Origin of the sequence: Pseudomonas sp. FBF18 (assembly GCF_024261405.1) — a bacterium.
GTDB lineage: Bacteria > Pseudomonadota > Gammaproteobacteria > Pseudomonadales > Pseudomonadaceae > Aquipseudomonas > Aquipseudomonas palmensis.
The window spans coordinates 72701-99541 of the sequence record NZ_QKRS01000016.1 but is presented as its reverse complement, the minus strand read 5'-3'; the positions used below and the strand labels follow the sequence as shown (position 1 = coordinate 99541).

Sequence of the window (26841 nt, the reverse complement as noted above, 5' to 3'; positions counted from 1 at the left end):
AAATGAGCGTGATCAAAGGGATTTTTGCAGCCGCCTTGCTGGCCTTGCCGATGCTGGCCGGTGCCGAGGAAATCGGCCAGGTGTCGACGGTGTTCAAGTTCGTCGGGCCCAACGACCGCATCGTGGTCGAGGCGTTCGACGACCCCAAGGTGGAGGGCGTGACCTGCTACCTGTCGCGCGCCAAGACCGGCGGCGTGAAGGGTGGGCTGGGGTTGGCCGAAGATCGTGCCGAGGCGTCGATCGCCTGCCGTCAGGTGGGGCCGATTCGCTTCAAGGGCGAGCTCAAGGATGGCGATGAAGTGTTCAAGGAGCGCACCTCGCTGGTGTTCAAGACCATGCAGGTGGTGCGCTTTCTGGACAAGAAGCGCAACACGCTGGTGTACCTGGTGTACAGCGACCGCCTGATCGAAGGCAGCCCGCAGAACGCGGTGACGGCGATTCCGATTCTGCCTTGGGCAGAATAAGACCGCGTTTAATCCATCGCGGGTCGAGCCCGCTCCCACAGGTTCAATGGTGCCCTCTGTGGGAGCGGGCTTGACCCGCGATGGGGCCCAAAGGGCCCCCAAGGCCGTCAGATCGACGCCGGCTCAACCTCCACTTCCCGCACCTCGACCTTCACCTGATCGCGACGGCTGATGTACTTCCAGTCCGCCTCGTCGATGTAGATCCCGTTCGGCCCGCTACCGCCCTCCAGGTCGATTGCCACGTGCGCCGATACCTGCGGCTTCACGCTCGCCAGAATCGGCACGAAGCCCAACTGCAGGCTGGTCTCCAGCAATGCCGCCTGGTTGCGTTCGTCGATGTCGGCCGCCTCGTCCAGGTAGTACGGCAGGCGCACGCGCCCGGCCTGGTCGCGGTCCATCAGGTGCAGCAACAGGTACATGTTGGTCAGCGCCTTGATGGTCATGGTGGTGCCGTTGGAGGCCGCGCCATCGATGTCGGTATGGATGATCGGCTGGCCGCCCACCTTGGTGATCTCGAACGCCAGCTCGAACAGGTCCTTCAGGCCCAGCTGGTTGTGGTTGGCTGCCACCAGCCGCGCCAGGTACTCCTTGGCCTCTTCGTTCTTGTTGTCCTGCTCGGCGCTCTGGCTCAGGTCGAACACCGACAGGGTCTCGCCTTCCTCGTACTGGCCGGCACTGTGGATGATCTGGTCGATGTGCTTGAGCGCTTCCTTGTTCGGCGCCAGCACGATGCGAAAGCTCTGCAGGTTGGATACCTGGCGCTTGTTGATCTCGCGGTTGAACAGTGCCAGCTGGTGCTCGAGGCTGTCGTAGTCGCTGCGGATGTTGCGCAGGGTACGCGCGATGTCGGTCACCGCCGCGCGCCGCGCCTTGCCCAGGGTCAGGGCTTCGTCGGTACGGTGCGCATAGGCGTTGATCAGCAGCTGCAGGCGGCGCTCCATGTCGTCTTCGCTGTCGAACTTGGCCACGCCCTTGAGGCGTACCTGGGCGTACAGCGCCTCGATCTGGCCATCCACCCGCAGCAGGCCCTGCCAGCTGTCCTGGTAGTCGTTGAGCAGCGGCAGCAGGTTGTCCATGGAGTCGTCGACCGGGTCCATGAACGGCGTGCCGAACGGCAGGTCGGCCGGCAGCAGCTGGCGACGGCGCAGGGCGTCGTCGAGGGTGCGCTGCTTGGCCTCCATGTCGGCGATCTGGCGACCGACCAGTTGCAGCTTGGCCGACAGTTGCTGCACGCGCTCGGTGAACGCGTCGCTGGAGCGCTTGAGCTCGTCCTGGGCCGCCTCCATCTGCGCCAGCTGCTCCAGCTTGTCGCCTTCCTCGGCCGACAGGGTCTGGGTACGGCGGTAGTCTTCCAGGGCCTTTTGCGCATCCAGCACCTGCTGGTAAAGCGCTTCGGTCTGGGTCTTGCTCGCGGCGCGGTCGGCGGCCACGGCTTGCTGGGTCTTGAGCTGCTTGAGCTCTTTTTCCAGGCGCTCCTTCTGGTCGCGCAGCGCGGCGCGGTCGGCCAGAGCCTGCAAGGCCGGCGGCTCGATATGGCTGAGGTCGATGGACAGCCCCGGCGCCTCGAAGCGCTCGCCCTTGAAGCCGTCGAGTACCGCTTCCAGGGACTTGACCCACACGTCGCTGTCATCCAGCTCGATGCCGCGCTCGCCCAGCGGCAGGCTGAACAGCGCACCGTTGAACAGGCGCATCAGGCGCTCGACGTCCTGCTGCGAGAACTCTTCGCGCAGGCGTGCATAGCTGTTGTTGTCGGCATGGTCGAGCTGCTGCTTGACCGACTTCAGGCGTTTCTCCAGGTCGCGCAGGCGCTCTTCCAGGTCCTCGGCGCTGAACTGGCGCGACTGCGCCAGGGCACCGGCCAGTTCGTCGTGGGCGTCCTTGGCGGCCAGCAGCTGCTGCTCCAGCACCTTGACGTCATCCACCAGCGCGAAGCGGTGCTTGAGCACCGACAGTTCGCCCAGCCAGCGCTGGATACCGGTCATTTCGCGTTCCAGGCGCATCAGCTCCTGGGTGCCGCCGCGCTGGTTGTTCTGCAGCGCGTCCTGCTCGTGGCTGTAGTGCTCGGCCTGCAGCACCAGTTCTTCCTTGCGTGCGCCGGCGTAGTCCTGCCAGGTGCCGAGCAACTGGTCGAGCAGCGGTGACAGGCGGTGCAGCTTGCCGCGCAGGATGTCGCGCTGGGCCACGCCATTGGCCAGGGCCTCGACCAGCGGGCCGGCGGCTACCAGCGAGTTGTAGTCCTGTTCCATGCGCCGCACGTCGCGGAAGGCTTCTTCGCAGGCGGCGATGTAGTCGACGCTGCCCGAGCGCAGGCTGTGCTCGAACGCATCGAGGAACAGCTGCTTGAGCTTGGCCGCGGTAATCTCGCGCATGTGCAGCAGGTTGATGAACAGGGCGCGGAAGGTCTTCAGGCTCTGCTCGCTGGTGGAGCGCAGCGGAATCAGGGTCAGGTCCAGCGGCACCGAGGTGTGCCCGCCCACCAGCAGCCGGCGCAGTTCGTCGGGCTTGAGCTCGTAGGCTTTCAGGCCGTTGCGCTCCAGGTTGGTGAACAGCTCCTTCTGGCGCAGGCAGGTGTCGTTCTTCTGGTAGTGGCCCAGGTCCAGCTCGCCGGCATAGGCGAAGAACTGGTGGCCGAAGCCGCCGCCAGGACCGCGCCCGACCACGCCGATCACGTGCGGGCCGTGGGGCAGGTTGACCTCGCAGAGGATGTAGCTGGTGTCGCTGGCGAAGTAGAAGCGGCGTGACTGCTCCAGGCTGTACTTGCCGAAGCTCATGTCCGACATGCGCGCCAGGATCGGGAACTGCAGGGCGTTGATCGACGCACTCTTGCCCAGGTTGTTGGCGCCGTACACCGACAGCGGGTGCTCCAGCGGGAACAGGCCCAGGCTGTAGCCGGCGGTGTTGAGCAATGCAAAGCGGCGAATGCCGTAGCGGTCCTGGCTCATGCGTCAATCTCCTGTTGCTCTTGGGCAATGGCACGGGCCAAGGCGTCTTCTTCGCTTTCCTCGAACGGGCTCAGGTCGAGCGGGTCGTCGGTCCTGTTCAGCTCTTCAGGGGTTTCTTCCACCACCAGCACCGGGGTCGGCAGCGGCAAGGCACTGTGCAGGCTGGCGGCCAGGTCGCGGTCCTGCTGCACCGACAGGCACACGTCGAGGAAGCGGTGCATCGGCGGCAGGAAGCGGTAGATACCGTTGTCTTCGCTGGCAAAGCCGAGCTGGGTCATGCGGCGCATGATCTTCTCTTCCAGCTCGTCGGGGGTCTGCACCTCGGCCTGCAGGAACAGGTCGCGGTACTTTTCCAGCAGCGAGGGCAGCTCGTCGCGCCCCAGGCTGCCGCCGTCGAGCACCGACATCGGGTCGCGGCCCTGGTCGGCCAGGTGCTCCACCAGGATGAAGGTGAACAGCGACAGGCGCTGGGCGGTCTTGTTGACCTGGGCAGCAGCCAGTTCCGGCACGAAGTAGTAGAAGCCGCGGGTGTCGCACACCAGTTCGAAGCCCAGGGCCTTGAACAGGCCGCGGTACTGGTCCTGGAAGTTCGACAGCTGGGCGTACAGCTCCGGGTCGCGCCGGCTGATGTGGAAGCCCTTGAACAGCTCGCGGAAGATCGGTGCGAGCTGGGACAGTTCGGAAAGATCAAGATGCATGGGTAGGGCTCGCAGTAGGCTCGGGCGACGGTTCGCGGCTTGAAGTCAGGGCGAACGAGCGCAGGCTGACCAGGTGTTCCTGAGTGGTGTACTCGCGGCGCTCCAGGCGCGCGCGGGTAAAGCGTTTTTCCCGCGACAGGCGCGAGAACCAGTACAGCAGTTCGTCGGTGGCGCCTTCGGGCTCCTGCTCCAGCAGCCACACCATCAGGTCGGGCAGCGGCAGGGCGTCTTCGCAGCGCTCGAGCATTTCCTTGACCGTGCGCGGTGCACGCGGCGCGGCGCCCTTGTGGCTCTTGTGCGCCTTGGGGAACTGCGCCGGCTTGGCTTCGAAGCGGGCCAGGGCATACACGTAGGCCTCGACCTGGCTGGCGCTGCCGAGGAAGGTGCTCTGCGGGCGGGTGAACAGCGGCATGGCCGCCTGCGGCACGGCGTCGATGCCCTTGCGCCGGATCACCGACAGCGCCAGTGCGGCGCCACGGGTCACGGCGTTGTGCCGGCGTGCCTCTTCACGCAGCGGCAGCAGCAGCTCGCGGGCGTGGCGCAGGGTCAGCTGGGCGCTGGTCTGCATCTCGAGGATGCGTGCGTGGGTGCGCAGCAGCATGTCGTCGTCGACCAGGTGGCCCAGTCGCGCCTGCTCGCCCAGCAGGCGCAACAGCACGGTCTCGACCTTGCGCACGCCCTGTTCGAAGGCGCCGTCGGCGTTCACCAGCTGGATCATCGGCTCGACGTATTCGTCCCAGGTGGCCAGCACTTCGGCGTAGCGCTGGCGCAGCGGGATCTGCCGGTCGCTGGTCTTGGCCCGCTCGGCCACCGCCACCAGCGCCTGCTCGTCGTTGTCGAGTTTTTTCAGCACGTCACGCACGCGCATGTCGAGCAGACGCAGCTGGCGCGCCAGGTCGTTGCCGTCGCGGATGTCGAAGGCGTCCTGGATATGCCCGGCCAGTCGCTCGAGGTGGCGCAGGTAGGCTTCGATCTCCAGGCACAGGCCCAGGCGGTGCTCGCGCCGCAGGTAGGCCAGGAAGTCGTGGATCTGGGCGTTGAGCTCGAAGCGGTTCGGGCTCTTGGCCACCGGGACCAGGATGTCCAGGCGAATCCACACGTCCAGCAGGTTGGTGATGTCCTGGGGCGTACTGTCGAGCTGTTGTGCGGCCAGTTGCCCGCGCAGCTCGGCCAGGCTCAGGGTGCCCCCGTCGAAGCGCTCGCACAACGGCTCGAGCAGGGCCCAGTGTTCGGCTAGGGCGCGCAGGACGCGCTTGGGTTCGATCATTGGCGGGTCGACTCGCTGCCAAGTAAAAGCGCCGATTGTACTGCATCAGGGGGGGATCGATTCACCCCCTGATCGTTTGCCGGTGTTGTCGGGCGGTTTTGTGCCTGCAACGGCGGCGTAACGGCGGTAGAATGCTCGCCCCGACTTCTCCACAGATGGCCGCCCTTTGCTTACCGAGTCCCGCCGCCGCGCCTACCTGAACGCCATGCAAGTGGTGCACTGGCTGCCGCGCGCCGAACTGCCGTTCGCCGCGCCATCGCGTCCCGAGCTGCTGCGGGTACCCGAACCGCTGGTCGAGGCGCCGGTGGTGCTGCCGGCAGTGGTGGCCAAGGCGTCTGCACCGGCTGCCAAGCCGGCCGAGCGGCCAAAAATCGAGATTCCGCGACCGACGGTCAGCGCCAAGCCGGCCAGCAAGCCGGTGCTCGATGCCGAAGAAACCGCCGCCGTGGTCAAGCCGGTGCTGGTACCGCCGCCCCGCTTTGCCTTGCAGTTGCTGCGTGCCGGCGATTGCCTGGTGCTGGTGGAGCTGGTCACCGGCCAGCCGTTCCAGAGCCGCGACCCGTCCTACCTGCTGCTCAAGGACATGCTGCGCGCCGCCGGCCTGCCCGACAGCCCGCAGATCATCGGCGAGCCGGTACGCTGGCCGTTGCTGGTGCGCGGCACTCTCGACCAGGGCCCGCTGGCGGCGCGTGATTTTGTCCAGGGTTTCATCCAGGCCCGCCTTGAAGAGGCGCCCTGCAGCTGCCTGTGGCTGGTCGGCCTGCCGGCGGTGCGCTTTGCCGGTGAAGCCGACGAGCAGGCGTACTACCGCGAATTGCCGGTGGAGGGCCTGGGCAACTGCTGGGCCTTGCCTGGCCTTGAACTGTTGATGGACGAGCCCGCCCGCAAGGCGCACGTCTGGCAAGCCATGCGCCGGCTGATGGCGCGCTGGAAACCACGCAATGAGTGACAACATCAGTTTTCGCCGCATGACCGAGGCGGATCTGGATGCCGTGCTGAAGATCGAATACGCCGCCTTCAGCCACCCGTGGACCCGGGGGATCTTTCTCGACGGGCTGAAGAACTACGAAATCTGGCTGATGTTCGAAGGCCAGCAGCAGGTGGGCCACGGCGTGATCAACGTGATCATCGACGAGGCGCACCTGCTCAACATCACCGTCAAGCCCGAAAGCCAGGGCCGTGGCCTGGGCCTGCGCCTGCTCGAAGAGCTGATGAAGCGCGCCTACGCCAGCAACGGCCGCGAGTGCTTCCTCGAAGTGCGCGCCAGCAACCAGTCGGCGTATCGCCTGTACGAGCGCTTCGGCTTCAACGAGATCGGCCGGCGACGCGACTACTACCCGGTGGCAGGTGGCCGCGAAGACGCGCTGGTGATGGCCTGCACGCTGTTCGAAGAATAACCCTTCAGCGCTCGCGCTTGCCGTCCAGCGGGTCGCGACGCGCCAGTTCGGCCTCGTCCAGGCCGTTGCCGCCGCCAATGTCATCTTCGTCGACTACGCTCAGGTCCCAGTCGGCCGGGTGGTCGCCGCCGACTTCATCGGCTGAGCGGGCGCCGTCTTCGGGGATCAGGGTTTCGGGCGTCAGGTCATCGTCGCTGGGGTCGTAGTGCGTGTCGGTCACCGGTGGGTCTTGATCGAAGTCCAGCGGCTGCACCGAGCCCATCTGGTCCTCGATGGTATCGATCGGTGCGGGTTCCGGGGCATGCGGCGGGCGATGTGATTCGGTCATGTCTATTCTCCTGCGGGTGGCCTGTAAGGGGTGGACCGGCCACTGGCGGGAAGATTCAAAGGCGTGACCCGAACGGGGTGGCGCCAGTCACACATGCGCATTCCCATGAGGCTTGACCATGCACGATCTACAAGAACTGATTGATAACAACGCGCGCTGGGCCGATGCGATCAAGCAGGAAGATCCGGACTTCTTCGCCAAGCTGGCGCGTCAGCAGACTCCGGAATTCCTCTGGATCGGCTGTTCGGATGCGCGGGTGCCGGCCAACGAGATCGTCGGCATGCTGCCGGGCGACCTGTTCGTGCACCGCAACGTGGCGAACGTGGTGCTGCACACCGACCTCAACTGCCTGTCGGTGATCCAGTACGCGGTGGACGTACTCAAGGTCAAGCACATCCTGGTGACCGGGCACTACGGTTGCGGCGGCGTGCGGGCCTCGATGCAGGACCGTCAGCTGGGCCTGATCGACGGCTGGCTTCGGGCGATTCGCGACGTGTACTACGAGCATCGTGTGGAGTTGTCCAAGCTGGCGACCGAGGAAGAGCAGGTCGACCGCCTGTGCGAGCTGAACGTGATCCAGCAGGTGGCGAACGTGGGGCACACCAGCATCGTGCAGAACGCCTGGCATCGCGGGCAGAGCCTGTCGATCCATGGGTGCATCTACGGGATCAAGGACGGCCTGTGGAAAAGCCTGAACACCACCATCAGCGGGTTCGAGCAGCTGCCGCCGCAGTACCGGTTGCGTCCGCAGGACTGACCGCCCATTGGCTGTTGCAGGAGCCAGCCTGGCTGGCGAAGGCCGCGCTACCTGTCCGTGGTGCGGCCTTCGCCGGCAACGCCGGCTCCTACAGGTTGCGTAACGCCCGCGTCATCACCCCCGTATTGCACTTGGCATGGGCCTGCTCCGGCGTCATCTGGCGTACCGTGCGGAAAAACAGCCCGCAGGTCTGCTTCTTCTCCTTCACCTGCCATTTTTGCGTGCATGCCCCCAGCGTGGCACTTGCATCCGCCTTCGGGTTGCGCCCCATTCCCGCCTGCCAGCACGCCGCGCTCAAGTCCTGCCCCATCATCCGCAAACCCGCCGCATCTGCCTTGTCCGGGTCGTTGTCGTTGTTCTTCGGGTCGGCGGCGTACCAGATCGCGCTCGGGTGATTCGCGCCCAGCACCGGCACGTTGCGCCCAGGCACCGGGCTGATGCTCACCAGCCCCAGTACCTTCACCTCTGGCCCGTACTGCTGCTGCACCCAGCTGCGCACCGGCGCACCGAACGCCACCATCGGCAGGCTGGCGCCGTCAGCGGCCGCAGTCATGTCCCTGACCATGCGCACCTGGTAGTCGGTGAAATACCCGTACACCCCTTCAAGGTCCTTGCCGGCACTGGCTGGCGCGGCAATCGGCGCGATGTCCACGATGGTCTGGTAGGCCGGGGTGTGTTGCGCCGGCACGCCGTTGAAGGGCAGCAGCTGGGCCCAGCGGTCGGTGGTGTTGGAGCGCAGGTAGTCCTGGGCCTGGGTCAGCGAGTAGTCCGGCGGAAAGTGCAGCAGCTCGATGCTGCGCCGGTTCTCCAGAGCCATGCCCAACGGCAGGAACAACGCCCAGTTGTACGCCCACTTGCCCTCGCGATTGAGCCGGTCGGCACCTGCATAGGCCAGTTCGCCGCTGTCGAGCAGGGCCTTGAGCGGGGCCGCGTAGGTGGTCGGTACGCCGCTGATGTCGGCATGCAGCTGGTCGTGCTCGCGACGCACCGTCACCGTGGCGGTCGGGTAGCCATCGCGCTGCACGCTCTGGGTCAGGTAGTGCTCCACGGTGCGCTCCAGCGACCAGTCGCGAAAGCAGATCACCCCGCAGTTGTTGGGGTAGGCGAATAGGCGGGTCACGCGCTGCGCATCGCCCAGCGGTACGCGGGCGTCGGCCAGCACGGCGCTGCTGGCGGCAAGGGCGATCAGGCCCAGGGCAAAAGGTGTACGCATGTTCAACTCCTTGTCGATGAACTCCCGATGTGCGGAAGGCTTGCCATACTGGGGTAGTTCTCAGGACGAGGGGAAGGGGGCAGGACCATGAAGGGGTATCCGGGCATTGCACTGTTCGCCGGGCTGTTGAGCGTGTTGCCGGCCCATGCCGACGAGCGCGACCTGTGGTCGTTCGCGCAGTGGACGGGCAGCCACGATACGCGCGCGTTTCGCGAAATGCTGGTGCAGGCGCGGCTGTATGGGGTAGTGCCGTTGTACCAGCTGCTGCGCTCGGCCAGCGACTGGCGCCTGTGCAACGCCGAGCCGTTCGCCGTGGCGCCGCCCGACCAATGGCCGGCGGTACGCTCGACCCTGCACTTGCTCAAGACCCTGGGCGAGCAGCAGCGCCTGAAAACCTACGAAGTGGTCTCGGCCTATCGCAACCCCACCCTCAACCGCTGCGCCGGTGGTGCCCGCGACAGTGCGCATACCCGCGCCTTCGCGGTCGACCTGCTGCTGCCGGCGTGGGCCGATCCGCGACCATTGTGCGAGTTCTGGCAGACCCAGGGCCAGGCCTGGAACATGGGGCTTGGGCGCTACCCGTCGGGGCGCATCCATATCGACACCGCCGGCTACCGCACCTGGGGCGGCGACCTGAGTGCCGACTCGTCGTTTTGCCCGCGCCTGGCGCCCAGCTCCTGAACAGCTCGGCGATGGCGGGGCGAGGAACTCCTGGGCCCCGCAAGGTACGGAAGTAGTTCACCCCCTGCACATCAACCCGCCCCGAGGAACCGCCCAATGCTCGAATCGACCTGGACTGCGCTCAAGCATCATCAGCGTGTGCGCGAGATCGTCGTGGTGCTGGCCAACTTCGGCGCCCAGGACGTGTTGTTCCGCCTGGGGCTGGGCAGGCTGCTGGGGGAGGCCGAAACGGTGGCCGGCCTGCCCGCCGACGAAGGCATCCCGCAACGCGTGCGGCGGGCGCTGGAGGCGCTGGGCCCGACCTTCGTCAAGCTCGGGCAGATCCTCTCCAGCCGCAGCGACATATTGCCGGCGGCATGGATCGACGAGTTGCAGGCCCTGCACAGCAGCGCCGCTACCTTGCCCTGGGCGCAGCTGCAGGCCCAGGTGCTCGAAGACCTGGGCGCCGAACTGGACCAGGTATTCGCCGAGTTCGACACCACCCCGCTGGCGGCGGCGTCCATGGCCCAGGTGTATCGGGCACGCCTGCTCGGGGGCGAGGAGGTGGTGGTCAAGGTTCAGCGTCCGGGGCTGCGGCGCAAGATGACCGCCGACCTGCAACTGCTCGAAAGCGTTGCGCAACTGGTCGAGCAAAACACCGCCCTGGCCGACTACCAGCCGCGCAAGATGGTGCGGCAACTGGCCCGGGCCATGCTCGAAGAGCTGGACTTCACCCAGGAAGGCAGCCACTGCGACGCGGTGGCGGCCAATTTCGCCAGCCAGCCGCACATCGTCATTCCGCGCATCTACTGGGCCCACAGCAGCGAGCGGCTGCTGGTGCAGCAGTACCTGCCCAGCCATACCCCGCTGGAGCGCGAGGCGCTGATCGAGCAGGGCCTGGACCCGAGCCTGCTGGCCAGCCGCGGCGCCGTCGCGTTCATCAAGATGCTGCTGGAGGACGGGCTGTTCCATGGCGACCCGCACCCGGGCAACCTCAAGGCCATGGACGACAACCGCGTGGGCTTCATCGACTTCGGCATGGTCGGGCGCCTTGGCGAGCGCCGTCGGCTGGAGGTGATGACGTTCATGCGCGCCCTGACCGAGGGCAACAGCGATGCACTGGTGACGGTGCTGGTGGACTGGAACGACGACGGCGTGCGCAACATGCCCGCCATCGAGCAGGCGGCCGGCGAGTACATGGCGCGTCACGGCGGCAAGGCGCTGAAGATGGGCGCGCTGATCGAGGATTTTCTGGGGCTGATGCGCGAATACCGCCTGCTGCTGCCGCCCGACCTGCTGGTGCTGTTCAAGGCCCTGGTGACCGCCGACGGCGTACTGACCCGGCTGGACCCGCAACTGGACCTGGTGGCCACCGCCAGACCGGCGATCAGGGCTCAGCTCAAGGCGCAGCTGAGCTGGAAGATTGCCAGGCGCCTGGGGCTCGATGGCCTGGAACTGGGACGCGGCCTGCTCGGCGAATTGCCGCAGCTGACACGGCTGCTGGTGAACCGCTTCAAGCATGGTGTGCTGGAGATGCGCGTCGATGTGCCGGGGCTGGAGCGCCTGGAGCGTTCGTTGCGCCTGGCCTCGACGCGGCTGTCGCTGGCGTTGCTGATCAGTGCGCTGGTGATTGCCTTCGGCCCGCAGATCGCCGCTGCCGGGCCGGTGTGGCTGGGCTTGCCCGCCGTCAGCTGGCTGGCGGCGATCGCCACCCTGGGCGGCTTGCTGGCGTTTTTGCGCAGCCTGTTCAAGAGCCCGTGAGCCAGTCGGCAAAGCGCCGCTGCGCCGTGCCGGCAGCGAAGGGCTCGGGGCTCAGCAGGTAGTAGGCCGAACCGTCCTCGGTGAACCCGTAGGGCGCCACCAGTTGCCCGCTGTCGAGTTCGTCCTGCACCATCATGCGCGAGGCCAGCGCCACGCCCAGCCCGGCCAGGGCTGCCTGGATGCACAGGTAGAAGTGTTCGTAGCCGGCGCGGCTGCTGCCCCTGGCCGACTGGCCGCTCAGGCGCAGCCAGTGCTTCCAGGCGTCGGGACGGGTGGCGCTGTGCAGCAGGCGGGTACCGGCAAAGCCCTTGTCGGGCAGTGCCAGGTCGGCGCGACACACCGGCCCTACTGCCTCGTTGCAGAGCTTGAGGCTGTGCAGGCTGGCATCCCAGTGGAAGTCGTCGCGGCGCAGCGCCAGGTCGATGCCGCTGCGGGCAAAGTCCACCGGCCCGCCGGCGGCCACCAGGTGCAGCTGGATGTCCGGGTGCGCGGCATGGAACGCCGGCAGCCGCGGGATCAGCCACTTCATCGCGATGGTCGGCTCGCATGACAGCACCAGCACGTTGTCGCGGGCCTGCTGCAGGCGTTGCACGCTGGCGTGCAGCTGCTCGAACACCGACAGGGTGGTGTCGTGCAGGGCGCGCCCGGCCGGCGTGAGGAAAATGGCGCGGTTGCGCCGCTCGAACAACTGCACCCCCAGGGATTCTTCCAGCAGACGCACCTGACGGCTCACCGCACCGTGGGTGACGTTGAGCTGTTGGGCGGCGCGCACGAAGCTTTCGGTCTGGGCGGCGACGTCGAAATAGCGAAAGGCGGCGAGGGCGGGCAGTTTCATATGTGTGAGGAAAACTAGCGGATTTGCGCCACTATAAATCGCTTTTTTGCCGTGCTGAAGCTTTCGATAATGGCGCTGCGCAGAATCATCTGCGTCATTTCATGGAGTATCGACGGTGGGTGAATTGCTGGCGGTGGCCTTGATTACCGTGTTGGCGGTGATCAGCCCGGGGGCGGACTTTGCCATGGTGACACGCAGCAGCTATGCGTTTGGCAGGCGCAGCGGATTGCTCGCCGCCCTGGGGATTGCCTGCGGCGTGCAGGTGCATGTGGTGTACACGGTGCTGGGGGTGGCAGTGCTGATCAGCCAGTCGCCGGGGCTGTTCATGGCCATGAAGGTGGTGGGGGCAGGGTACCTGATCTACCTGGGGTATCGGTCGCTGCGCACTCGTGCGCCGGTGGCCCTGGAGGGCGCGGCGGGGGGGACGGGGCGCGGTGCATGGGGGGCGTTCGCATCGGGCTTTCTGACCAATGCGCTGAACCCCAAGACCATGCTGTTCGTGGTCAGCGCCTACAGCCAGGTGGTGCAGCCGGGGGCCTCGCTGGGGCTCAACTTTGCCTATGGGGCGTTCATGTCGCTGGCGCATTGGGTGTGGTTCAGCCTGGTGGCGCTGTTCTTTTCGCGGGAGGCGTTGCGCCAGGCGATGCTGCGCCGCCAGCGCATGGTGGACCGGGTGATCGGGGTGGCGTTGATCGGCCTGGGGGTGGCGGTGGTGTTCGTGAATGTGCGCTGAGCGCCTGGCCGCTGCGCTGGCTTGCCAGCGAAAGGCGCACCACCGATCCCGCCATTGCATCTCCCACCAGCGGCGCCATAAGATATAACCATTCTCATTTAGTGCCGCCGACATGAAAGCCACCCCACCCGCCGACAGTCTCGCTTCGTTGTACAAGGGCTACCACGGCTGGCTGCTGGTGTGGCTGCGCCAACGCCTGGACTGCCCGCACAACGCTGCCGACACGGCCCAGGACACTTTCATGCGCCTGCTCAGCGCCGGCAGCTATGTGGCCCCGCGCGAGCCGCGGGCGTTCCTGGCTACCGTGGCGCGGCGTCTGCTGATCGACCGCGGGCGCCGGCAGAAGCTCGAACAGGCCTACCGCGAAGCGCTCGCCCGGCATGTCGAGTACCTCGACCAGGCACCTTCTCCCGAGCAGATGCTGGCCGCCCTCCAGGCCCTGGAGCACATCGCCCGCGCCCTCGACCTGATGAGCGTGCGCGCCCGCGAAGTGTTCATCCTGCGTCACCTCGAAGGGCTCAGCCATGCCGAGATCGCCGCACGCCTGAACGTCTCGACCAAGACGGTGCAGAACCACCTGGTGCAGGCCCTGCTGCACTGCCACGCTGCCACAGATCCTGCCCTGTGAACCTGCCTGCGGCCACGCTGCGCAAGGCTGCCGAATGGCTGGTGCGCCTGGACGACAGCGCCAGTGCCGGCGACCAGCAGGCCTTCGAGGCATGGCTGGCCAGCGACCCGCAGCACCTGGAGGCCGTGCGCCAGTTGCAGGGCAGCCTCGCGCCACTGCGTGAACTGCCCCGTGCGCCGGCCCGCGCGGCGCTCAAGCGCATTGCGCCGCAACCCCGTGGCAAGCGCGCGCTCAAGGCGCTGGCAATCAGCCTGGGCCTGCTGCTGCCGGCCGGCCTGGTGCTGCAGCACTATCCGCCGGCTTATCTGATGGCCGATATCCGTACCGGCAGCGGCCAGTGGGCTACACAGCAATTGCCGGACGGCAGCCGCATCAGCCTGGATGGCCGGTCGGCGGTCGACCTGCAGTTCGACGCCCAATCGCGCACCCTGCGCCTGCTCAGCGGCGAGATCCTGCTGGATGTGGCCAAGGACGCCAGTCGCCCGTTCCGCGTGGTCACCGAACACGGCAGCATCCGTGCCCTGGGCACCCGCTTCATGGTCGAGCGCAGCGAGCACAGCACACGCCTGGCCATGCTCGAGTCGAGCACCGAGGTCAAGAGCGCCGGCAGCAGCCGCACGGTCAGCGCCGGCCAGCAGGTGCGCTTCGACGCCACTGGCATCCAGCCACTCCAGGCGGTCGACGCCGCCGGGCTGGAGCAGGCCTGGGCCAGCCACCAGATGATGGTCAAGGAGCAGCCGCTGGGCGAGGTGCTGGAGCGCCTGGCACGCAATCACGGCGGCTACCTGCTGTTCGATGCCAAGGCGCTGGCGCACCTGAACGTGACCGCCGTGTTGCCCGCCGACGACAGCGAGCGGGCGTTGCGCCTGCTGGCGCGCAGCTTCCCGATCCGGGTGCAGCACTACACCCCGTGGGTCACGCGAGTCACTCTTGAATAGAAATCCTTATCAAACGCTTCCAGTTCCCGTTACCTGTGCGTCCTTGTATTAGCCAATACATCGGAGAGTCGGGAACATGCCTTCACACAAGCCCCTCAAGCCCAGCCGCGCCCTGGCGCTGGCGGTTCATCTAGCCCTCGGCACGCTGCCGCTGCTGGCCCTGCAGCCGGCGCATGCGCAGCAGCAGGTGCAGCGCTATGCCATCCCGGCCGGGGCGCTGGGCGACGTGCTGAGCCGTTATGCCCGCGAGTCGGGGGTGGCCATTTCGTTCAATGCCGGCCAGGTCGCCAACCTGTCCAGCGCCGGGCTGCAGGGCAACTATGCCCTGCAGGACGGCTTCGCCGCGCTGCTGTACGGCCACGGCCTGCAGGCCCAGGCCAGCAGCGACGGCTACGTGCTGGTGGCGCTGCCGGCGGCCAACGGCGCGGTGGAGCTGGGCGCCACCAGTATCAACGGGCAGGTGCTGGGGAGCACCACCGAGGGTACCGGCTCCTACACCACCGGGCCGATGCAGACGGCCACCAAGCTGCCCCTGAGCATCCGCGAAACCCCGCAGTCGGTGAGTGTGATCACCCGCCAGCGCATGGACGACCAGGACATGCAGAGCCTGGAAGATGTGCTCAAGAACACCCCCGGCATGTCCATGACCAAGGACGGCCCGCAGCGCCCGACCTTCTATGCTCGCGGCTTCACCGTCGAGAACCTGATGAACGACGGGCTCTCCAACGACCTGTCGCATTACCTCTCGCGGGACATGAACTCCACGCCCGACATGGCGATCTACGACCACGTCGAGGTGGTGCGCGGCGCCACCGGCCTGATGCAGGGCTCGGGCACGCCGTCGGCGGCGATCAACATGGTGCGCAAGCGCCCCACGGCCGACCCGCGCCTGAGCATCACCGGCAGTGCCGGCAGCTGGGACAACTACCGTACCGAGGTCGACGGCTCCGGCGCGCTCAACGACAGCGGCACCCTGCGCGGCCGGATGGTCACCGCCTACCAGACCCGCAACAGCTTCCAGGACGTGGCCGATACCGAGCGCTCGGTGTTCTATGCCATCGGCGAGGCCGACCTGAGCGACAACAGCACCTTCACCCTGGGGCTGTCGAACCAGAGCGTCAACAACACCTCCACCTGGGGCGGCCTGCCCACTGGCATCGACGGCAGCGACCTGCACCTTTCGCGCTCCACCTACCTGGGCAACGACTGGGAATACTGGGACCAGGACAACACCACCCTGTTCAGCCGCCTGGACTATCGCCTGGACAACGACTGGAAGCTGCTGCTGGCGGCCAGCCGCACCTGGTCGAAGCTCAAGATGCTCGGCAGCATGACCGAGCGCATGGGCGATGAGGGCGAGGTGTTCGGCCAGTACCTGGGGCAGTACCACTACGACGACGAGCAGAGCAGCTATGACGCCTATGCCACCGGGCCGTACCAGTTGCTGGGGCGTACACACGAACTGGTGGTGGGGGCCAGCCGCCGCGAGCTGACCTTCGAGGGCAAGGGCAACTACAGCGACGACCTGATCGGCATGAACATCCATGCCTGGGACCCCGGCAGCCTGCCCAAGCGTCGCCTGGACCTGAACTACTGGCACCAGGACCGCGAAACCTCGCAGACCGGCACCTACGTCACGTCGCGCTTCAACCTGGCCGACGACCTGAAGCTGATCGTGGGCGGGCGCCTGGACTGGTACGACAGCGAATCCCAGACCCGCAACGGCACGCGCCTGGGCAAGCCTGTCAACGTGAGCGTCACGCGCAACCTGACCCGCTACGCCGGGGTGATCTACGACCTGGATGCGCAGCATTCGGTGTACGTGAGCTACACCGACATCTTCAAGCCGCAGTCCGAGCAGGACGCCAGCGGCAGCGAACTCAAGCCGATCGAGGGCAAGAACTACGAGGTGGGGATCAAGGGCGAGTACTTCGACGGCGCATTGAATGCCAGTGCCGCGGTGTTTCGCATCGACCAGGAGAATCGCGCCAAGACCCTGGAGCGCTACCAGTGCTCCGACCTGGTGCCCAGCTGCTCCGAGGCGGCGGGCAAGCTGCGCAGCGAGGGTATCGAGCTGGAAGTGAACGGCACCGTGCTGCCGGGCTGGGAACTGGGCGCGGGCTACACCTTCGCCCAGGTCAAGTACGTGAAGGACGGCGATCCGGCCAACGAGGGGCGGCTGTTCGACACCGACATCCCGCGGCACGTGTTCAAGGCGTTCACCACCTACCAGCTGCCGGGCGAGTTCGAGCGCTGGAAGGTCGGCGGCGGGGTGTACCGGCAGAATGCGATCTACAACAAGGGTGACAACTGGTACGCCACCGACAGCACCTACCGCATCGAGCAGGATGCCTACACCTTGGTCGACCTGATGCTCAGCTACAAGGCCTCCGAGCACCTGGACGTGCGCCTGAACGTGAACAACGTGTTCGACACCAGGTACTACCAGAGCATTGCCACCAACACGGTGTATGGCGGCAACTTCTACGGTGACCCCCGCAATGCGATGCTGACGTTGCGCTGGTCGCTCTGAAAGGATCAGGCCGGCTCCTGCGGGCGTGCAGGGGCCGGCCTTGCCGGCGAAGCGGTCGGCACTTTTCTTCAGGCATGAAAAAAGGGCCTACCTTTCGGTAAGCCCTTTTTAGTACTTGGTGGCTACACAGGGACTTGAACCCCGGACCCCAGCATTATGAATGCTATGCTCTAACCAACTGAGCTATGTAGCCAAGTGGCGCGCATTATTCGCTCGAAACGATGTTGTGTCAACACCCAATTTCAAAAAATTTAACGCCCGATCAACCGCTTAGCCAAAAACCCCTCAGAACCTGTAGGTGAAGTTGGTCATCACGTTGCGTGGTGCGCCGTAGGTGCCGTACAGGCCGGCCATGCTGTAGTACTCGCGATCGAACAGGTTGTTCAGATTCACCGAGGCTTCCAGGTGCTCGGTGATGTCGTAGCGCGCCATCAGGTTGGCGATGGCATAGCTGCCCTGGGTGAAGGTGTGCAGGTCGTTGCCCACCTTGCTCTGCCAGTTCACGCCACCGCCCACGGTCACCTTGTCCAGCACCCCCGGCAGGCGATAGCTGGTGAAGGTCTTGAGGCTGTGACGCGGCAGCACGGTGTTGATGCGCTCGTCCTGGTTGTCGGTGGTCAGGGTATAGGCATACCCCGCCGACGCCTGCCAACCCTCGGCCAGTTCGCCGTTGATCTCCATCTCGATGCCTTTGGAGGTGGTGTCCTGCTTGGCCTCGTACACGTTGTCGTGCTGCCAGATCGCCAGGTTGTCCTGTTCGAGCTTGAACACCGCCACGCTGGAGTTCAGCTTGCCGTCGAAGTGGCTGCCCTTGATGCCCATCTCGTAGCCGATGCCCTGCATCGGGTCGATGGGCTTGAATTGCGCGTCCTGCACCCACGACCCCTGCGGGTTGAAGATCTTGGTGTAGCTGGCATACAGCGACCAGGTGTCGTTCAGGTCGTACACCACCCCGGCATAGGGGATGAACACGCCGGTTTCCTTGCGGTCGGTGTTGCTGCTGGCCGCGCCATAGGGGCGGTCCTCGGTCTTGCGCTCCCAGTCGATCAGGCGGCTGCCCAGGATCAGGTTCAGGTCGTCGCTCAGGTGCAGGCGGGTGGTGAGGTAGGCGGCGTACTGGTTTTCTTCCTGTGACGACTTGCCGCTTTCGGTAAACGGCGGCTTGGGCTGCTTGCCGTCCCAGTCGAAGATGTTGTCGATCGACGCACCCGGGGTGGCGTTGTAGTCGTAGCGCCAGCCGCCCCACTCGGGCACGCTCTGGCTGAACTGCGACAGGGTCACGCCGCCGATCAGTTCGTGCTCGCGCTCGAACAGGCTGAACGGGCCGGTCACGTACAGGTCCAGGTTGTCCTGGCGCGGGGTGCCCGAGAAGCGCACCGGCAGCTGGCTCATGCCGCTGCCGTCCGGGTTCAGATCGCCCATGACGAAGCCGAACAGCTCATCGAACTTGTTTTCCGAGTGGCTGTACTCGAGCTTGCCGCTCCAGCCGTTGCCCAGTTGCTGCTCCACCGAGGCGAAGTAGCTGGTCTGTTCGTGGTCGTTGTACGACCAGGTGGGTGCGCTGTTGATCGAGCGGCTGAGGTTGCTGCGCTCACCGTTGCTGAACCGGGTGGGCAGGCCGCTGCGCAGCGGCGAGTCGACGTCGGTGCGCAGGTAGCTCAAGCCCAGGGTCAGCAGGGTGTCTTCGCTCAGGTCGAATTCGGTGATGCCGTACAGCAGCTGGGTGTCCTGCTTGTAGCGGTCGACCCAGGCCTTTTCGGTCTTGTAGTCGGCCACCAGGCGGCCGCGCACATTGCCGCTTTCGGTCAGCGGGCCGGACACGTCGAAGCCGCTGCCGTAGCGGTCCCAGGTGCCGGCCGAGCCGGTGATGCTGGCCTGGCCCTCGTAGGTGGGGCGCTTGCGGATCAGGTTGATGGTCGCCGACGGGCTGCCCATGCCGCTGATCAGGCCGCTGGCGCCGCGCACGATCTCCACCCGGTCGTACATCGCCATGCTTTGGGTGTAGTTGTCCATGCGCGTGGTGGTAGGCACGCCGTCCACTTCGTAGTTCTGGATCACGAAGCCGCGCGAATAGTAGCTGTCGCTCTCGGCGCCCAGGCCGTCACGGGTGACGATGATGCCCGGGGTGGCTTCCAGGGTGTCGGTCAGGGTGCTCAGGCGCTGGTCGTCCAGGCGCTGGCGGGTCATCACCGTCAGCGCCTGCGGGGTTTCCCTGGGCGTGAGGTTCAGGCGCGTCGAACTGCTGGAGGAGTAGGTGGTGTACAGCCCGGTGCCTTCGGTGGTCGAGCCTGGCGCCTTGCCCGAAATGCTCACGGCATCCAGTTGCAGGCCGCTGCCCAGATCCACCGGCAGCTCGATCAGGAAGCTGTTGGGGTTGGGCTGGCTCAGCCGTGCGCTGCTGCCGGTGAGGGTGCGCAGCGCCTGTTCGGCGGTGTAGTGGCCCTGCACCTCGGGGGACACGATGCCCGCTACCTGGTTGGCGTCATAGATCACCTGGTAGCCGCTTTGCGCGCTGAACAGCTCGATGGCATCGACCAGCGACTGCGTCGAGATATGGAAATCGATGCGTTGCGTCTGGGCCTGAGTGGCCTCGGCGGCCTGCACGGCGGCGCCTGGCAGCAACGCCAGCAGGCTGGCGGCCAGGATCGCGCTGGCCAAGGGTCGACGGGTGAATGCGACGTCACGTGGGTACTGCATGGTTCCTCCCCCAAGAAGGTGCAAATGGTAATGCTTCTTATGTTGGGGGTGTGACGCAGCAGAAACGGGAATTACCGTGCCGCCGTCAAAATATTTTCAGCGCACGATCAGCCAGTGCCCCAACACGGCATCGGCACGCAGTTTCTGGCTGCTGAGCAGGGCATCGAGGGCGCTGTCGGCCTGGTCCAGGTTGAAGCTGCCGCTGACCCGTCGCTGGCCGGCGGCCTCGTTGAGCAGCACCAGGCGGGCGCCCTTGTAGGTGGCCAGCTGTTCGAGCACCTGCTGCAACGGCACATCGCGCACCCGCAGCTGACCGTCGCGCCAGGCCAGCAGGCGTTCGGCATCCACCGTCTGCGGCGCATCGAGCCGTTCGCCGTGCAGGGTCAGGCGCTGGCCGGGGCTCAGGCGCTGGCGCTGGCTGGCGGTGCTGACCTCGACGCTGCCGCTGAGCAGCACCACGTCATCGTGCTCGCCACGGCTGACCGAAAAGCGCGTGCCCAGCACCTGCACCCGGGCCTGGTCGACCTCCACCACGAAGGGCCTGCCGTCGTGCACCACGTCGGCGAACACCCGGCCCTGGCGCAGGCGCACGGTGCGGGTGTCGCCGTCGAGGTCGATGTCCACCGCGCTGGCGCTGTCCAGGCGCAGGCGCGAACCGTCGGCCAGTTGCACCTCGCGGCGCTCGCCGGCGGCGGTGGCGTAGTCGCTGCCCAGCGTGTGCAGCGAGGGCACCAGCAACCAGCTCAGGCCGGCGCCCAGCAGCAGGCTGGCGGCGGCCGCATACAGCGGCCAACGGCTTTTCTTGGCGCGGTGCCGGTCGGCCTTGCGCACCCGGTGGGCGGGCAGCTCCAGGGTCTGCCAGAGCTGTTCGACGGCGGCCAGCGCGGCGGCGTTCTGTGCGTCGTGCACCCAGGCGTCGAAGGCGTCGCGTTCGGTGGGCGTGAGGTCATCGGCACGGCGCCGGGTAAACCAGTGCAAGGCCTGCTGTTCGCGTTCAGCGCTGGGGGAGTGATCGGGCGTCATTCGGCTTCGTTCGGCTGGCGCGCGTGCAGGGCGGCGGCCGCGCAGTGGCTCAGGGCTTTGTTCAGGTGGCGCTCCACGGCGCGGGGCTCCAGGCCCAGGCGTGCGGCGATGTCCTTGTAGCTCATTTGCTCGACCCGGGCCAGCAGAAACACCTCGCGGGTGGGCGAGGGCAGGCCGTCGATCAGGCGCTCCAGATGGTCGAGGGTATTGCCGGCCACGGCGCTGCGCTCGGGGCTGGTGTCGGTGAGCAACTGGTCGAGGGCCTGCTCGTCGCTGACCCCGCGCACCTGGTTGCGGCGCGCGTGGTCGATGCTCAGGTTGCTGGCGATGCGGTAGAGGAAGGCGCGCAGGTTGCCGACCTCGCTGCGCTCGCTGTGCATCAGGCGCACGAAGGCGTCCTGCAAGAGGTCGCGCGCGGTCTCCCGGCAGCGCACCCGACGGGTGAGAAAGGCCAGCAGCTCGTTGCGGTGACGCTGGTAGAGCAGCGTCAGGCTTCGGTCTTCCTGATTGTCGGGCATGGAGTGGTCTGGGGCTCGCTATAGGTGTGGGAGCGGGCTTGACCCGCGATGCAGTCACCGCGCATGTGCCTGGCTCCGCGGCGATGCAATCGCGGGTCAAGCCCGCTCCCACAAGTGCTCGCGATGCTAGCGTTACTGAGAATTATTAACAAGTAGCCCACTCACTGAAAAGAATAGTGCGCTTGCTAACGAATTCTGGATAATTGGATCCCGACCACCCGATGGACGTTTTCCCATGGCCTTGAGCACCGCCCCGTCAAGTACGCACGCCAGCACCGGCGCGCCCAGCCAGAGCAGCCCGCTGGTGATGCGCATCATCGCTGCCTGTGCGCTGGCGCACCTGATCAACGACCTCATCCAGGCGGTGCTGCCGTCGATCTACCCGCTGCTCAAGGCCAACTACGGGCTGAGCTTCACCCAGGTGGGGCTGATTACCCTGACCTTCCAGATCACCGCCTCGCTGCTGCAACCGGCCGTCGGTTTCTATACCGACCGCAAGCCGATGCCCAACCTGCTGCCCCTGGGCACCCTGTGCACCCTGGTGGGCATCGTGATGCTGGCGTATGTCGGCAGCTTCCCGATGATTCTGCTGGCTGCGGCACTGGTGGGCATCGGCTCCTCGACCTTCCACCCGGAAACCTCGCGCATCGCGCGCCTGGCCTCGGGCGGGCGCTTCGGCCTGGCGCAGTCGACCTTCCAGGTCGGCGGCAATGCCGGCTCGGCGTTCGGGCCGCTGCTGGCTGCCGCCATCATCATCCCGTTCGGCCAGGGCAACGTGGTGTGGTTCGGCCTGTTCGCGCTGTTTGCAGTGATCGTCACCTACGGCCTGAGCCGCTGGTACCGCGGCCACCTGGCGCTGTTCAAGGCCAAGGCCGGCCAGGCCGCCACCCACGGCCTGAGCCGCAATCGGGTGATCGGCGCGCTGGTGGTGCTGGGCCTGCTGGTGTTCTCCAAGTACTTCTACATGGCCAGCCTGACCAGCTACTTCACCTTCTACCTGATCGAGAAGTTCGACCTGTCGGTGGCCAGTTCGCAGCTGTACCTGTTCCTGTTCCTGGGGGCGGTGGCTGCCGGGACCTTCTTCGGCGGGCCGATCGGCGACCGCATCGGGCGCAAGGCGGTGATCTGGTTCTCGATTCTGGGCGTGGCGCCGTTCACCCTGGCGCTGCCGTATGCCGACCTGTTCTGGACCAGCGTGCTCAGCGTGATCATCGGCTTCATCCTGGCTTCGGCGTTCTCGGCGATCGTGGTGTACGCGCAGGAGCTGGTGCCGGGCAACGTGGGCATGATCGCGGGGATCTTCTTCGGCCTGATGTTCGGCTTTGGCGGTATCGGCGCGGCGCTGCTGGGCTACCTGGCAGACATTCACGGCATCGAGTACGTGTACACGTTGTGCTCGTACCTGCCGCTGTTCGGGCTGCTGGCGATTCTGCTGCCGTCCACGCGCAAGCGCTGACAGCGCCCCGGCCAGGCGTCGATGCGATTGACGCCTGGCCGGGGTTTCACCTAGAGTGCCGGCCTTCCTTTTCCTGTAGTCGACCCATGAAACGTTTCTCCCGTCCTTGCGCAGCAAAGCCGCCGGTAGTCCAGGCCCTGCTGTGCGACTGGCCGTGCGATACGGTGCTCAAGCGTCGGCGCAGCGTCCTGTTCGCCTTCACCTTTTCTCCTCCGCGCGCCTGAACTGACCGTCGCTTTCAGAACACAGTCATGTTGATGCCTGCGCGCATGTGCGCGTCGGCGGGTTTCGGAGTTGTAGATGAACACGCGTTTGCTGGCGGGCCTTCTGTTCGCCGTTTCGATCGTAGGGTTGAGCCTGGGCGCCACCCTGCCACTGGTTTCCCTGCGCCTGCTCGATGCCGGGGCCAGCACCCTGCACATCGGCATCCTGTCGGCCGCGCCCGCTGCCGGCATGATGCTCTCGGCGTTCCTGGTGGACGCCTGCTGCCGCCACCTCACCCGGCGCACCATCTACCTGCTCAGCTTCGGCCTGTGCGCCCTGAGCGTGGGGCTGATCGAGTGGGCGTTCGACTCCACCTGGCTGCTCGGCCTGCTGCGCCTGGGCATGGGCGTGGGCATGGGGATCGCGATCATCCTGGGCGAATCCTGGGTCAACGAACTGAGCGAAGAGCACAACCGCGGCAAGGTCATGGCGCTGTACGCCACCGCCTTCACCGGTTGCCAGATGCTCGGCCCGACCATGCTTGCGCTGTTCGGCACCCATAGCCCTTGGGTGATCATCGTGGTCAGCGGCTGCTATGCCCTGGCCCTGGCGAGCATCGTGTGGACAGTGCCCAACGACTATGTGGAGCACGGTGACGACGGCGAGAAGAGCTTTACGCTGGGCGGCTTCTTTCGTGTGGCACCGGCCCTGTGCATGGGCGTGCTGTTCTTCTCGTTCTTCGATGCGGTGATTCTCTCGCTGCTGCCGGTGTACGCCACCAACCACGCCTATGCGGTGGGCGTGGCGGCGCTGATGGTCACGGTGATCCTGACCGGCGACATGCTGTTCCAGTTGCCGCTGGGCTGGCTGGCCGACCGCTGCGAGCGCACCACGGTGCACCTGGTGTGCGGCGTGGTGGCGATGCTGATCGGCCTGGCGCTGCCGTGGCTGATCCAGGTGCAGTGGCTGCTGTGGCCGGCGCTGGTGCTGCTGGGGGCGGTGGCGGGCGGGGTGTATACCCTGGCGCTGGTGCTGATCGGCCAGCAGTTCAAGGGCCAGGACCTGGTCACGGCCAATGCCAGCGTCGGCCTGTTGTGGGGTGTGGGCAGCCTGGTGGGGCCGCTGGTCAGTGGCGCGGCCATGGACGTCGCCCCCCATGGCCTGCCGATGGCACTGGCGGCGATGGCCGCGCTGTTCGTGTGCTTTGCCCGTAGCTCGCGGCGCAAGGCCTATGCGGCCCGCACCGCGCAGTAGCGGCCGGCCTCAGAAGCTTGCGCGCAGGGTCAGCGAGACGTTGCGCGGGTCGCCGTAGTAGTACCCCGTGGCCGTGGCGCCCACCTTCTTGTAGTAGTGCTTGTCGAACAGGTTGTTGGCGTTGAGCTGCAGCGAATAGTGCTGGTTGAAGCGGTAGCCCAGCAGCGCGCTGTACACCGCATAGCCGCTTTGCGAGGCCACGGCATTGCCGTTGCGCGAGTAGATGTCGCTTTGCGCACTGACCCCGCCACCCACGGTCCAGGCGTCGTATGCCCCCGGCAGGCGGTAGCTGGTGAACAGCTTCAACTGGCGCTTGGGGTCGGTGGGGCGCAGCACGTTGCCGGTGTTGCTGAGGGTGTCCTTGAGGTACTCGGTGGTGGTGTAGGTGTAGCCCCCCGACACCTGCCAGCCGGGCAGCACTTCGCCGGTCACTTCCAGTTCGAACCCTTCGCTGCGGTTCTTGCCGGCGGCCACCTTGCAGTGGCCGCTGGTGTAGTTGGGCAGGCACGGGTCGGGGCTGCCCAGGTCATCCAGGGCGTTGCCCACCTGGTAGATGCGGAACACCGCCAGCGAGGTGTTGAGCCTGCCATCGTAGAACTCGCCCTTCACGCCCAGCTCGTAGGCTTCGCCAGTGACCGGGTCGAGCACCGCGTTGGACGCATCGGTGGCGCTTTGCGGGTTGAAGATCTCGGTGTAGCTGCCGTACAGGCTCAGGTTGTTGTTCAGGTCGTAGATCAGCGCCGCATACGGCACGATCTCGCGGTCGACGCTGTACTTGCCTGAGGTCTTGAGGTTGTTTTCCTGCTCGTAGTCGTACCAGTTGATGCGCGCGCCGATCACCGCGGTCAGCGGGTCGGCCAGCGAGATGCGCCAGGTGGCGTGCGCCGCCTGCTGGGTGGTGCGGGTCATCACCGGCTTTGCGCTGATGTTGATCGACGGCTCGGGCAGGCTGGTCTTGGGGTCCCATTCGCGAATGTCGAACACCCCGGAGGCCGTGAAGTTGGTGGCCGAGGCAGTGGAGTCGTTGCGGATGCGCTCCACGCCCACCATCAGTTCGTGCTCGCGGTCCAGCAGCTGGAAGGGGCCGTTGAGGGTGGCGCTGAGGTTGGTCTGCTCGCTTTCGCCGCCGTCGCCCTCGGTCACCTGGTAGTTCATCAGGTAGGGGTTGGTGGTGCTGGCGCGGGTGAAGTAGGTCTGCTTGAAGCCGTGGTCGTCGAGGCGAAACTGCGTGCGGGTGCCCGATACCTTGAGCGTCCAGTCGTTGTCGAACACATGCTCGAGTTCGGCGAAGGTCTGCAGGTTGCTGCGGTTCCAGCGGTTCCAGTCGGCGCCCAGGTAGGTGCTGCGCGAGAGCTTCAGCGGCGAGCCATCGAAGTTGGCCGGCAGGCCGCCCCACGAGCCGGTGGCCTCCAGCTCGGTGTATTCGATGCCACCGGTGAGTGTGGTGCGTTCGCCCAGGTCGGCGGCCAGCACGCCGTAGAACACGTTCTTGCGCTCCATGCGGCTGTCCTGGAACGAGTCCTTGTCATCGTGCACGGCGATCATGCGGCCTCGGATCGCGCCGTTGTCGGTCAACGCGCCCGACAGGTCGGCCACGTAGCGCTGCGCATCCCAGGAGCCGGCAGTGACGCTGGCCGAGGCCTGGAAGTCCCGGGTAGGGCGCTTGCGCACCAGGTTGACGGTGCCCGAGGGGTTGCCCGCGCCGCGCAGCATGCCGGTGGCGCCGCGCAGGATCTCGGCGCGGTCGATGATCGCCGAGTCACTCTGGATGAACGAGCCGCCGCCACTGCCTTGCACCACGGTGGCGCCGTCATACTGGATGGCGTCGATCTGGTAGCCGCGCGAGTAGTAGGTGACGCGCTCGCTGTCGACGTAGTCGACCACCACACCCGGGGTCTGCTCCATCAGGGTGGTGAGGTTGGTGATGTTCTGGTCGTCCAGGCGCTGGCGGGTCAGCACCGACACCGATTGCGGCGTGTGGCGCAGGGTCTGGGGCATCTTGCCGATGGTCACCGCACCGGTGGTGTACGAGCCGCTGTGCTCGGTGGTTTCGCCCAGGCGGTCGCTGGAGATGCTGGTGGCGCCCAGCTCCAGGGCGTCGCCGATGTCCACCGCCGGCAGCAGCAGGAAGCTGTTGGCCGACTTCTGCTGTACCTGCACGCCGCTGCCCTGCAACAGCAGCGCCAGGGCCTGGGCGTTGTCGTGGCTGCCGGACACGCCGGCGGTGGTCTTGCCCTGCAGGCTGGCGGCGTCATACGACAGGTTCAGCCCACCCTGGCGGGCCATCTGCTCAAGCGCTGCGTCCAGGGGCCCTGCGGGAATGTTCCAGCGTTGCACCTGCTGGGTGGCCGCAGGTGCGGCAGCGCCCAGCAACGGCGCAGCGGCGGCGCTCAGGGCCAGGCCGAGCAAGGCGCCACGCACGGCGCGCTGAAGGGGATCGGGGCGGGCAACACTGGGGTGGATCATTCGGGGCTCCTGAGAAGAGACAGACGTTTCGCCTTTATCCCTACAGGCCGAAGCTGAATGAGAAACCAC

General features: G+C 66.3%; 22 protein-coding genes and 1 tRNA gene. 12 read left to right on the top strand and 11 right to left on the bottom strand.

What is annotated here, in order from left to right:
* Nucleotides 1-2 precede the first annotated feature (2 nt).
* On the top strand, nt 3-464 hold the full coding sequence (locus DN387_RS21295) for a CreA family protein (protein WP_043860223.1): 462 nt from the start codon (nt 3-5) through the stop codon (nt 462-464).
* A 107-nt stretch (nt 465-571) separates the two neighbouring features.
* Here the strand turns inward: DN387_RS21295 and mksF are convergent, their stop codons facing one another.
* Genes mksF through mksB form a run of 3 tightly spaced genes read right to left on the bottom strand, consistent with a single transcriptional unit; the run spans nt 572 to nt 5371 of the window.
* Nucleotides 572-3406 (bottom strand): Mks condensin complex protein MksF, encoded by a 2835-nt coding sequence (gene mksF / locus DN387_RS21290; protein ID WP_054916262.1) that lies wholly within the window; start codon nt 3404-3406, stop codon nt 572-574.
* On the bottom strand, nt 3403-4104 hold the full coding sequence (mksE, locus tag DN387_RS21285; protein WP_043859813.1) for an Mks condensin complex protein MksE: 702 nt from the start codon (nt 4102-4104) through the stop codon (nt 3403-3405). Before mksE ends, mksF begins: the two co-directional genes overlap by 4 nt.
* The gene (mksB, locus tag DN387_RS21280) at nt 4094-5371 is read right to left on the bottom strand and encodes an Mks condensin complex protein MksB (RefSeq protein ID WP_043859814.1); all 1278 of its coding nucleotides are present in this window, start codon (nt 5369-5371) and stop codon (nt 4094-4096) included. Before mksB ends, mksE begins: the two co-directional genes overlap by 11 nt.
* Before the next feature lie 166 nt (nt 5372-5537).
* Here mksB and DN387_RS21275 point away from each other — a divergent pair, with 166 nt between their 5' ends.
* The gene (locus DN387_RS21275; RefSeq protein WP_054916261.1) at nt 5538-6320 is read left to right on the top strand and encodes a hypothetical protein; all 783 of its coding nucleotides are present in this window, start codon (nt 5538-5540) and stop codon (nt 6318-6320) included.
* Nucleotides 6313-6768 (top strand): ribosomal protein S18-alanine N-acetyltransferase, encoded by a 456-nt coding sequence (rimI, locus tag DN387_RS21270; protein WP_043859816.1) that lies wholly within the window; start codon nt 6313-6315, stop codon nt 6766-6768. Before DN387_RS21275 ends, rimI begins: the two co-directional genes overlap by 8 nt.
* Before the next feature lie 4 nt (nt 6769-6772).
* On the opposite strand, the gene DN387_RS21265 is transcribed toward rimI, so the two are convergent.
* On the bottom strand, nt 6773-7096 hold the full coding sequence (locus DN387_RS21265) for a hypothetical protein (RefSeq protein ID WP_054916260.1): 324 nt from the start codon (nt 7094-7096) through the stop codon (nt 6773-6775).
* Nucleotides 7097-7214: 118 nt separating this feature from the next.
* On the opposite strand from DN387_RS21265, the gene can reads away from it, so the two are divergent.
* The gene (can, locus tag DN387_RS21260; protein WP_043859818.1) at nt 7215-7853 is read left to right on the top strand and encodes a carbonate dehydratase; all 639 of its coding nucleotides are present in this window, start codon (nt 7215-7217) and stop codon (nt 7851-7853) included.
* Nucleotides 7854-7941: 88 nt separating this feature from the next.
* Here can and DN387_RS21255 read toward each other — a convergent pair whose 3' ends face one another.
* A complete protein-coding gene (locus tag DN387_RS21255) occupies nt 7942-9066 on the bottom strand; it encodes a hypothetical protein (RefSeq protein ID WP_254506289.1) in 1125 nt (374 codons plus the stop codon).
* An 87-nt stretch (nt 9067-9153) separates the two neighbouring features.
* Between DN387_RS21255 and DN387_RS21250 the strand changes: the two genes are divergently transcribed.
* Both DN387_RS21250 and DN387_RS21245 read left to right on the top strand, forming a co-directional pair.
* Nucleotides 9154-9747 carry a D-Ala-D-Ala carboxypeptidase family metallohydrolase gene (locus DN387_RS21250; protein ID WP_054916259.1) on the top strand — a complete coding sequence of 198 codons (594 nt, stop codon included), beginning with the start codon at nt 9154-9156 and terminating at the stop codon, nt 9745-9747.
* A gap of 96 nt (nt 9748-9843) precedes the next feature.
* Nucleotides 9844-11487 (top strand): AarF/ABC1/UbiB kinase family protein, encoded by a 1644-nt coding sequence (locus tag DN387_RS21245; RefSeq protein WP_054916258.1) that lies wholly within the window; start codon nt 9844-9846, stop codon nt 11485-11487.
* On the opposite strand, the gene DN387_RS21240 is transcribed toward DN387_RS21245, so the two are convergent.
* Nucleotides 11474-12322 (bottom strand): LysR substrate-binding domain-containing protein, encoded by an 849-nt coding sequence (locus tag DN387_RS21240; protein WP_043859822.1) that lies wholly within the window; start codon nt 12320-12322, stop codon nt 11474-11476. The genes DN387_RS21245 and DN387_RS21240 overlap by 14 nt on opposite strands.
* A 115-nt stretch (nt 12323-12437) precedes the next feature.
* On the opposite strand from DN387_RS21240, the gene DN387_RS21235 reads away from it, so the two are divergent.
* The 4 genes from DN387_RS21235 to DN387_RS21220 all read left to right on the top strand — a co-directional run bounded on the left by DN387_RS21235 (nt 12438) and on the right by DN387_RS21220 (nt 17154).
* Complete coding sequence (locus DN387_RS21235; protein ID WP_054916257.1) at nt 12438-13055, top strand: LysE family translocator; 618 nt, start codon at nt 12438-12440, stop codon at nt 13053-13055.
* 112 nt (nt 13056-13167) lie between these two features.
* Nucleotides 13168-13683, top strand: a complete 516-nt coding sequence (locus DN387_RS21230; RefSeq protein ID WP_043864306.1) for a sigma-70 family RNA polymerase sigma factor — start codon at nt 13168-13170, stop codon at nt 13681-13683.
* Complete coding sequence (locus DN387_RS21225; protein WP_054916256.1) at nt 13680-14621, top strand: FecR family protein; 942 nt, start codon at nt 13680-13682, stop codon at nt 14619-14621. Before DN387_RS21230 ends, DN387_RS21225 begins: the two co-directional genes overlap by 4 nt.
* Nucleotides 14622-14697: 76 nt before the next feature.
* Nucleotides 14698-17154, top strand: a complete 2457-nt coding sequence (locus tag DN387_RS21220) for a TonB-dependent receptor (protein ID WP_043864307.1) — start codon at nt 14698-14700, stop codon at nt 17152-17154.
* A gap of 116 nt (nt 17155-17270) precedes the next feature.
* Here the strand turns inward: DN387_RS21220 and DN387_RS21215 are convergent.
* The 4 genes from DN387_RS21215 to DN387_RS21200 all read right to left on the bottom strand — a co-directional run bounded on the left by DN387_RS21215 (nt 17271) and on the right by DN387_RS21200 (nt 21392).
* Nucleotides 17271-17347, bottom strand: a tRNA-Met gene (locus DN387_RS21215).
* Between the two features lie 92 nt (nt 17348-17439).
* Complete coding sequence (locus DN387_RS21210; protein WP_054916255.1) at nt 17440-19851, bottom strand: TonB-dependent receptor; 2412 nt, start codon at nt 19849-19851, stop codon at nt 17440-17442.
* A gap of 96 nt (nt 19852-19947) precedes the next feature.
* Complete coding sequence (locus DN387_RS21205) at nt 19948-20874, bottom strand: FecR domain-containing protein (RefSeq protein WP_054916254.1); 927 nt, start codon at nt 20872-20874, stop codon at nt 19948-19950.
* A complete protein-coding gene (locus DN387_RS21200) occupies nt 20871-21392 on the bottom strand; it encodes an RNA polymerase sigma factor (RefSeq protein WP_054916253.1) in 522 nt (173 codons plus the stop codon). The genes DN387_RS21205 and DN387_RS21200 overlap by 4 nt, the downstream gene beginning before the upstream one ends.
* A 235-nt stretch (nt 21393-21627) precedes the next feature.
* Between DN387_RS21200 and DN387_RS21195 the strand changes: the two genes are divergently transcribed.
* Nucleotides 21628-22848, top strand: coding sequence for an MFS transporter (locus tag DN387_RS21195; RefSeq protein WP_043864311.1), 1221 nt, complete (start codon nt 21628-21630; stop codon nt 22846-22848).
* 300 nt (nt 22849-23148) lie between these two features.
* Nucleotides 23149-24306 carry an MFS transporter gene (locus tag DN387_RS21190; RefSeq protein ID WP_043864312.1) on the top strand — a complete coding sequence of 386 codons (1158 nt, stop codon included), beginning with the start codon at nt 23149-23151 and terminating at the stop codon, nt 24304-24306.
* A gap of 9 nt (nt 24307-24315) precedes the next feature.
* On the opposite strand, the gene DN387_RS21185 is transcribed toward DN387_RS21190, so the two are convergent.
* Nucleotides 24316-26772 (bottom strand): TonB-dependent receptor, encoded by a 2457-nt coding sequence (locus DN387_RS21185; protein WP_054916252.1) that lies wholly within the window; start codon nt 26770-26772, stop codon nt 24316-24318.
* Nucleotides 26773-26841 lie beyond the last annotated feature (69 nt).

What these genes read in the sequence shown, in the direction of transcription:
- DN387_RS21295 (WP_043860223.1), top strand. Translation starts at nt 3, where the DNA reads ATGAGCGTGATCAAAGGGATTTTTGCAGCCGCCTTGCTGGCCTTGCCG.
- mksF (WP_054916262.1), bottom strand. Translation starts at nt 3,406, where the DNA reads ATGAGCCAGGACCGCTACGGCATTCGCCGCTTTGCATTGCTCAACACC.
- mksE (WP_043859813.1), bottom strand. Translation starts at nt 4,104, where the DNA reads ATGCATCTTGATCTTTCCGAACTGTCCCAGCTCGCACCGATCTTCCGC.
- mksB (WP_043859814.1), bottom strand. Translation starts at nt 5,371, where the DNA reads ATGATCGAACCCAAGCGCGTCCTGCGCGCCCTAGCCGAACACTGGGCC.
- rimI (WP_043859816.1), top strand. Translation starts at nt 6,313, where the DNA reads ATGAGTGACAACATCAGTTTTCGCCGCATGACCGAGGCGGATCTGGAT.
- DN387_RS21265 (WP_054916260.1), bottom strand. Translation starts at nt 7,096, where the DNA reads ATGACCGAATCACATCGCCCGCCGCATGCCCCGGAACCCGCACCGATC.
- can (WP_043859818.1), top strand. Translation starts at nt 7,215, where the DNA reads ATGCACGATCTACAAGAACTGATTGATAACAACGCGCGCTGGGCCGAT.
- DN387_RS21255 (WP_254506289.1), bottom strand. Translation starts at nt 9,066, where the DNA reads ATGCGTACACCTTTTGCCCTGGGCCTGATCGCCCTTGCCGCCAGCAGC.
- DN387_RS21250 (WP_054916259.1), top strand. Translation starts at nt 9,154, where the DNA reads ATGAAGGGGTATCCGGGCATTGCACTGTTCGCCGGGCTGTTGAGCGTG.
- DN387_RS21245 (WP_054916258.1), top strand. Translation starts at nt 9,844, where the DNA reads ATGCTCGAATCGACCTGGACTGCGCTCAAGCATCATCAGCGTGTGCGC.
- DN387_RS21240 (WP_043859822.1), bottom strand. Translation starts at nt 12,322, where the DNA reads ATGAAACTGCCCGCCCTCGCCGCCTTTCGCTATTTCGACGTCGCCGCC.
- DN387_RS21230 (WP_043864306.1), top strand. Translation starts at nt 13,168, where the DNA reads ATGAAAGCCACCCCACCCGCCGACAGTCTCGCTTCGTTGTACAAGGGC.
- DN387_RS21220 (WP_043864307.1), top strand. Translation starts at nt 14,698, where the DNA reads ATGCCTTCACACAAGCCCCTCAAGCCCAGCCGCGCCCTGGCGCTGGCG.
- DN387_RS21210 (WP_054916255.1), bottom strand. Translation starts at nt 19,851, where the DNA reads ATGCAGTACCCACGTGACGTCGCATTCACCCGTCGACCCTTGGCCAGC.
- DN387_RS21205 (WP_054916254.1), bottom strand. Translation starts at nt 20,874, where the DNA reads ATGACGCCCGATCACTCCCCCAGCGCTGAACGCGAACAGCAGGCCTTG.
- DN387_RS21200 (WP_054916253.1), bottom strand. Translation starts at nt 21,392, where the DNA reads ATGCCCGACAATCAGGAAGACCGAAGCCTGACGCTGCTCTACCAGCGT.
- DN387_RS21195 (WP_043864311.1), top strand. Translation starts at nt 21,628, where the DNA reads ATGGCCTTGAGCACCGCCCCGTCAAGTACGCACGCCAGCACCGGCGCG.
- DN387_RS21190 (WP_043864312.1), top strand. Translation starts at nt 23,149, where the DNA reads ATGAACACGCGTTTGCTGGCGGGCCTTCTGTTCGCCGTTTCGATCGTA.
- DN387_RS21185 (WP_054916252.1), bottom strand. Translation starts at nt 26,772, where the DNA reads ATGATCCACCCCAGTGTTGCCCGCCCCGATCCCCTTCAGCGCGCCGTG.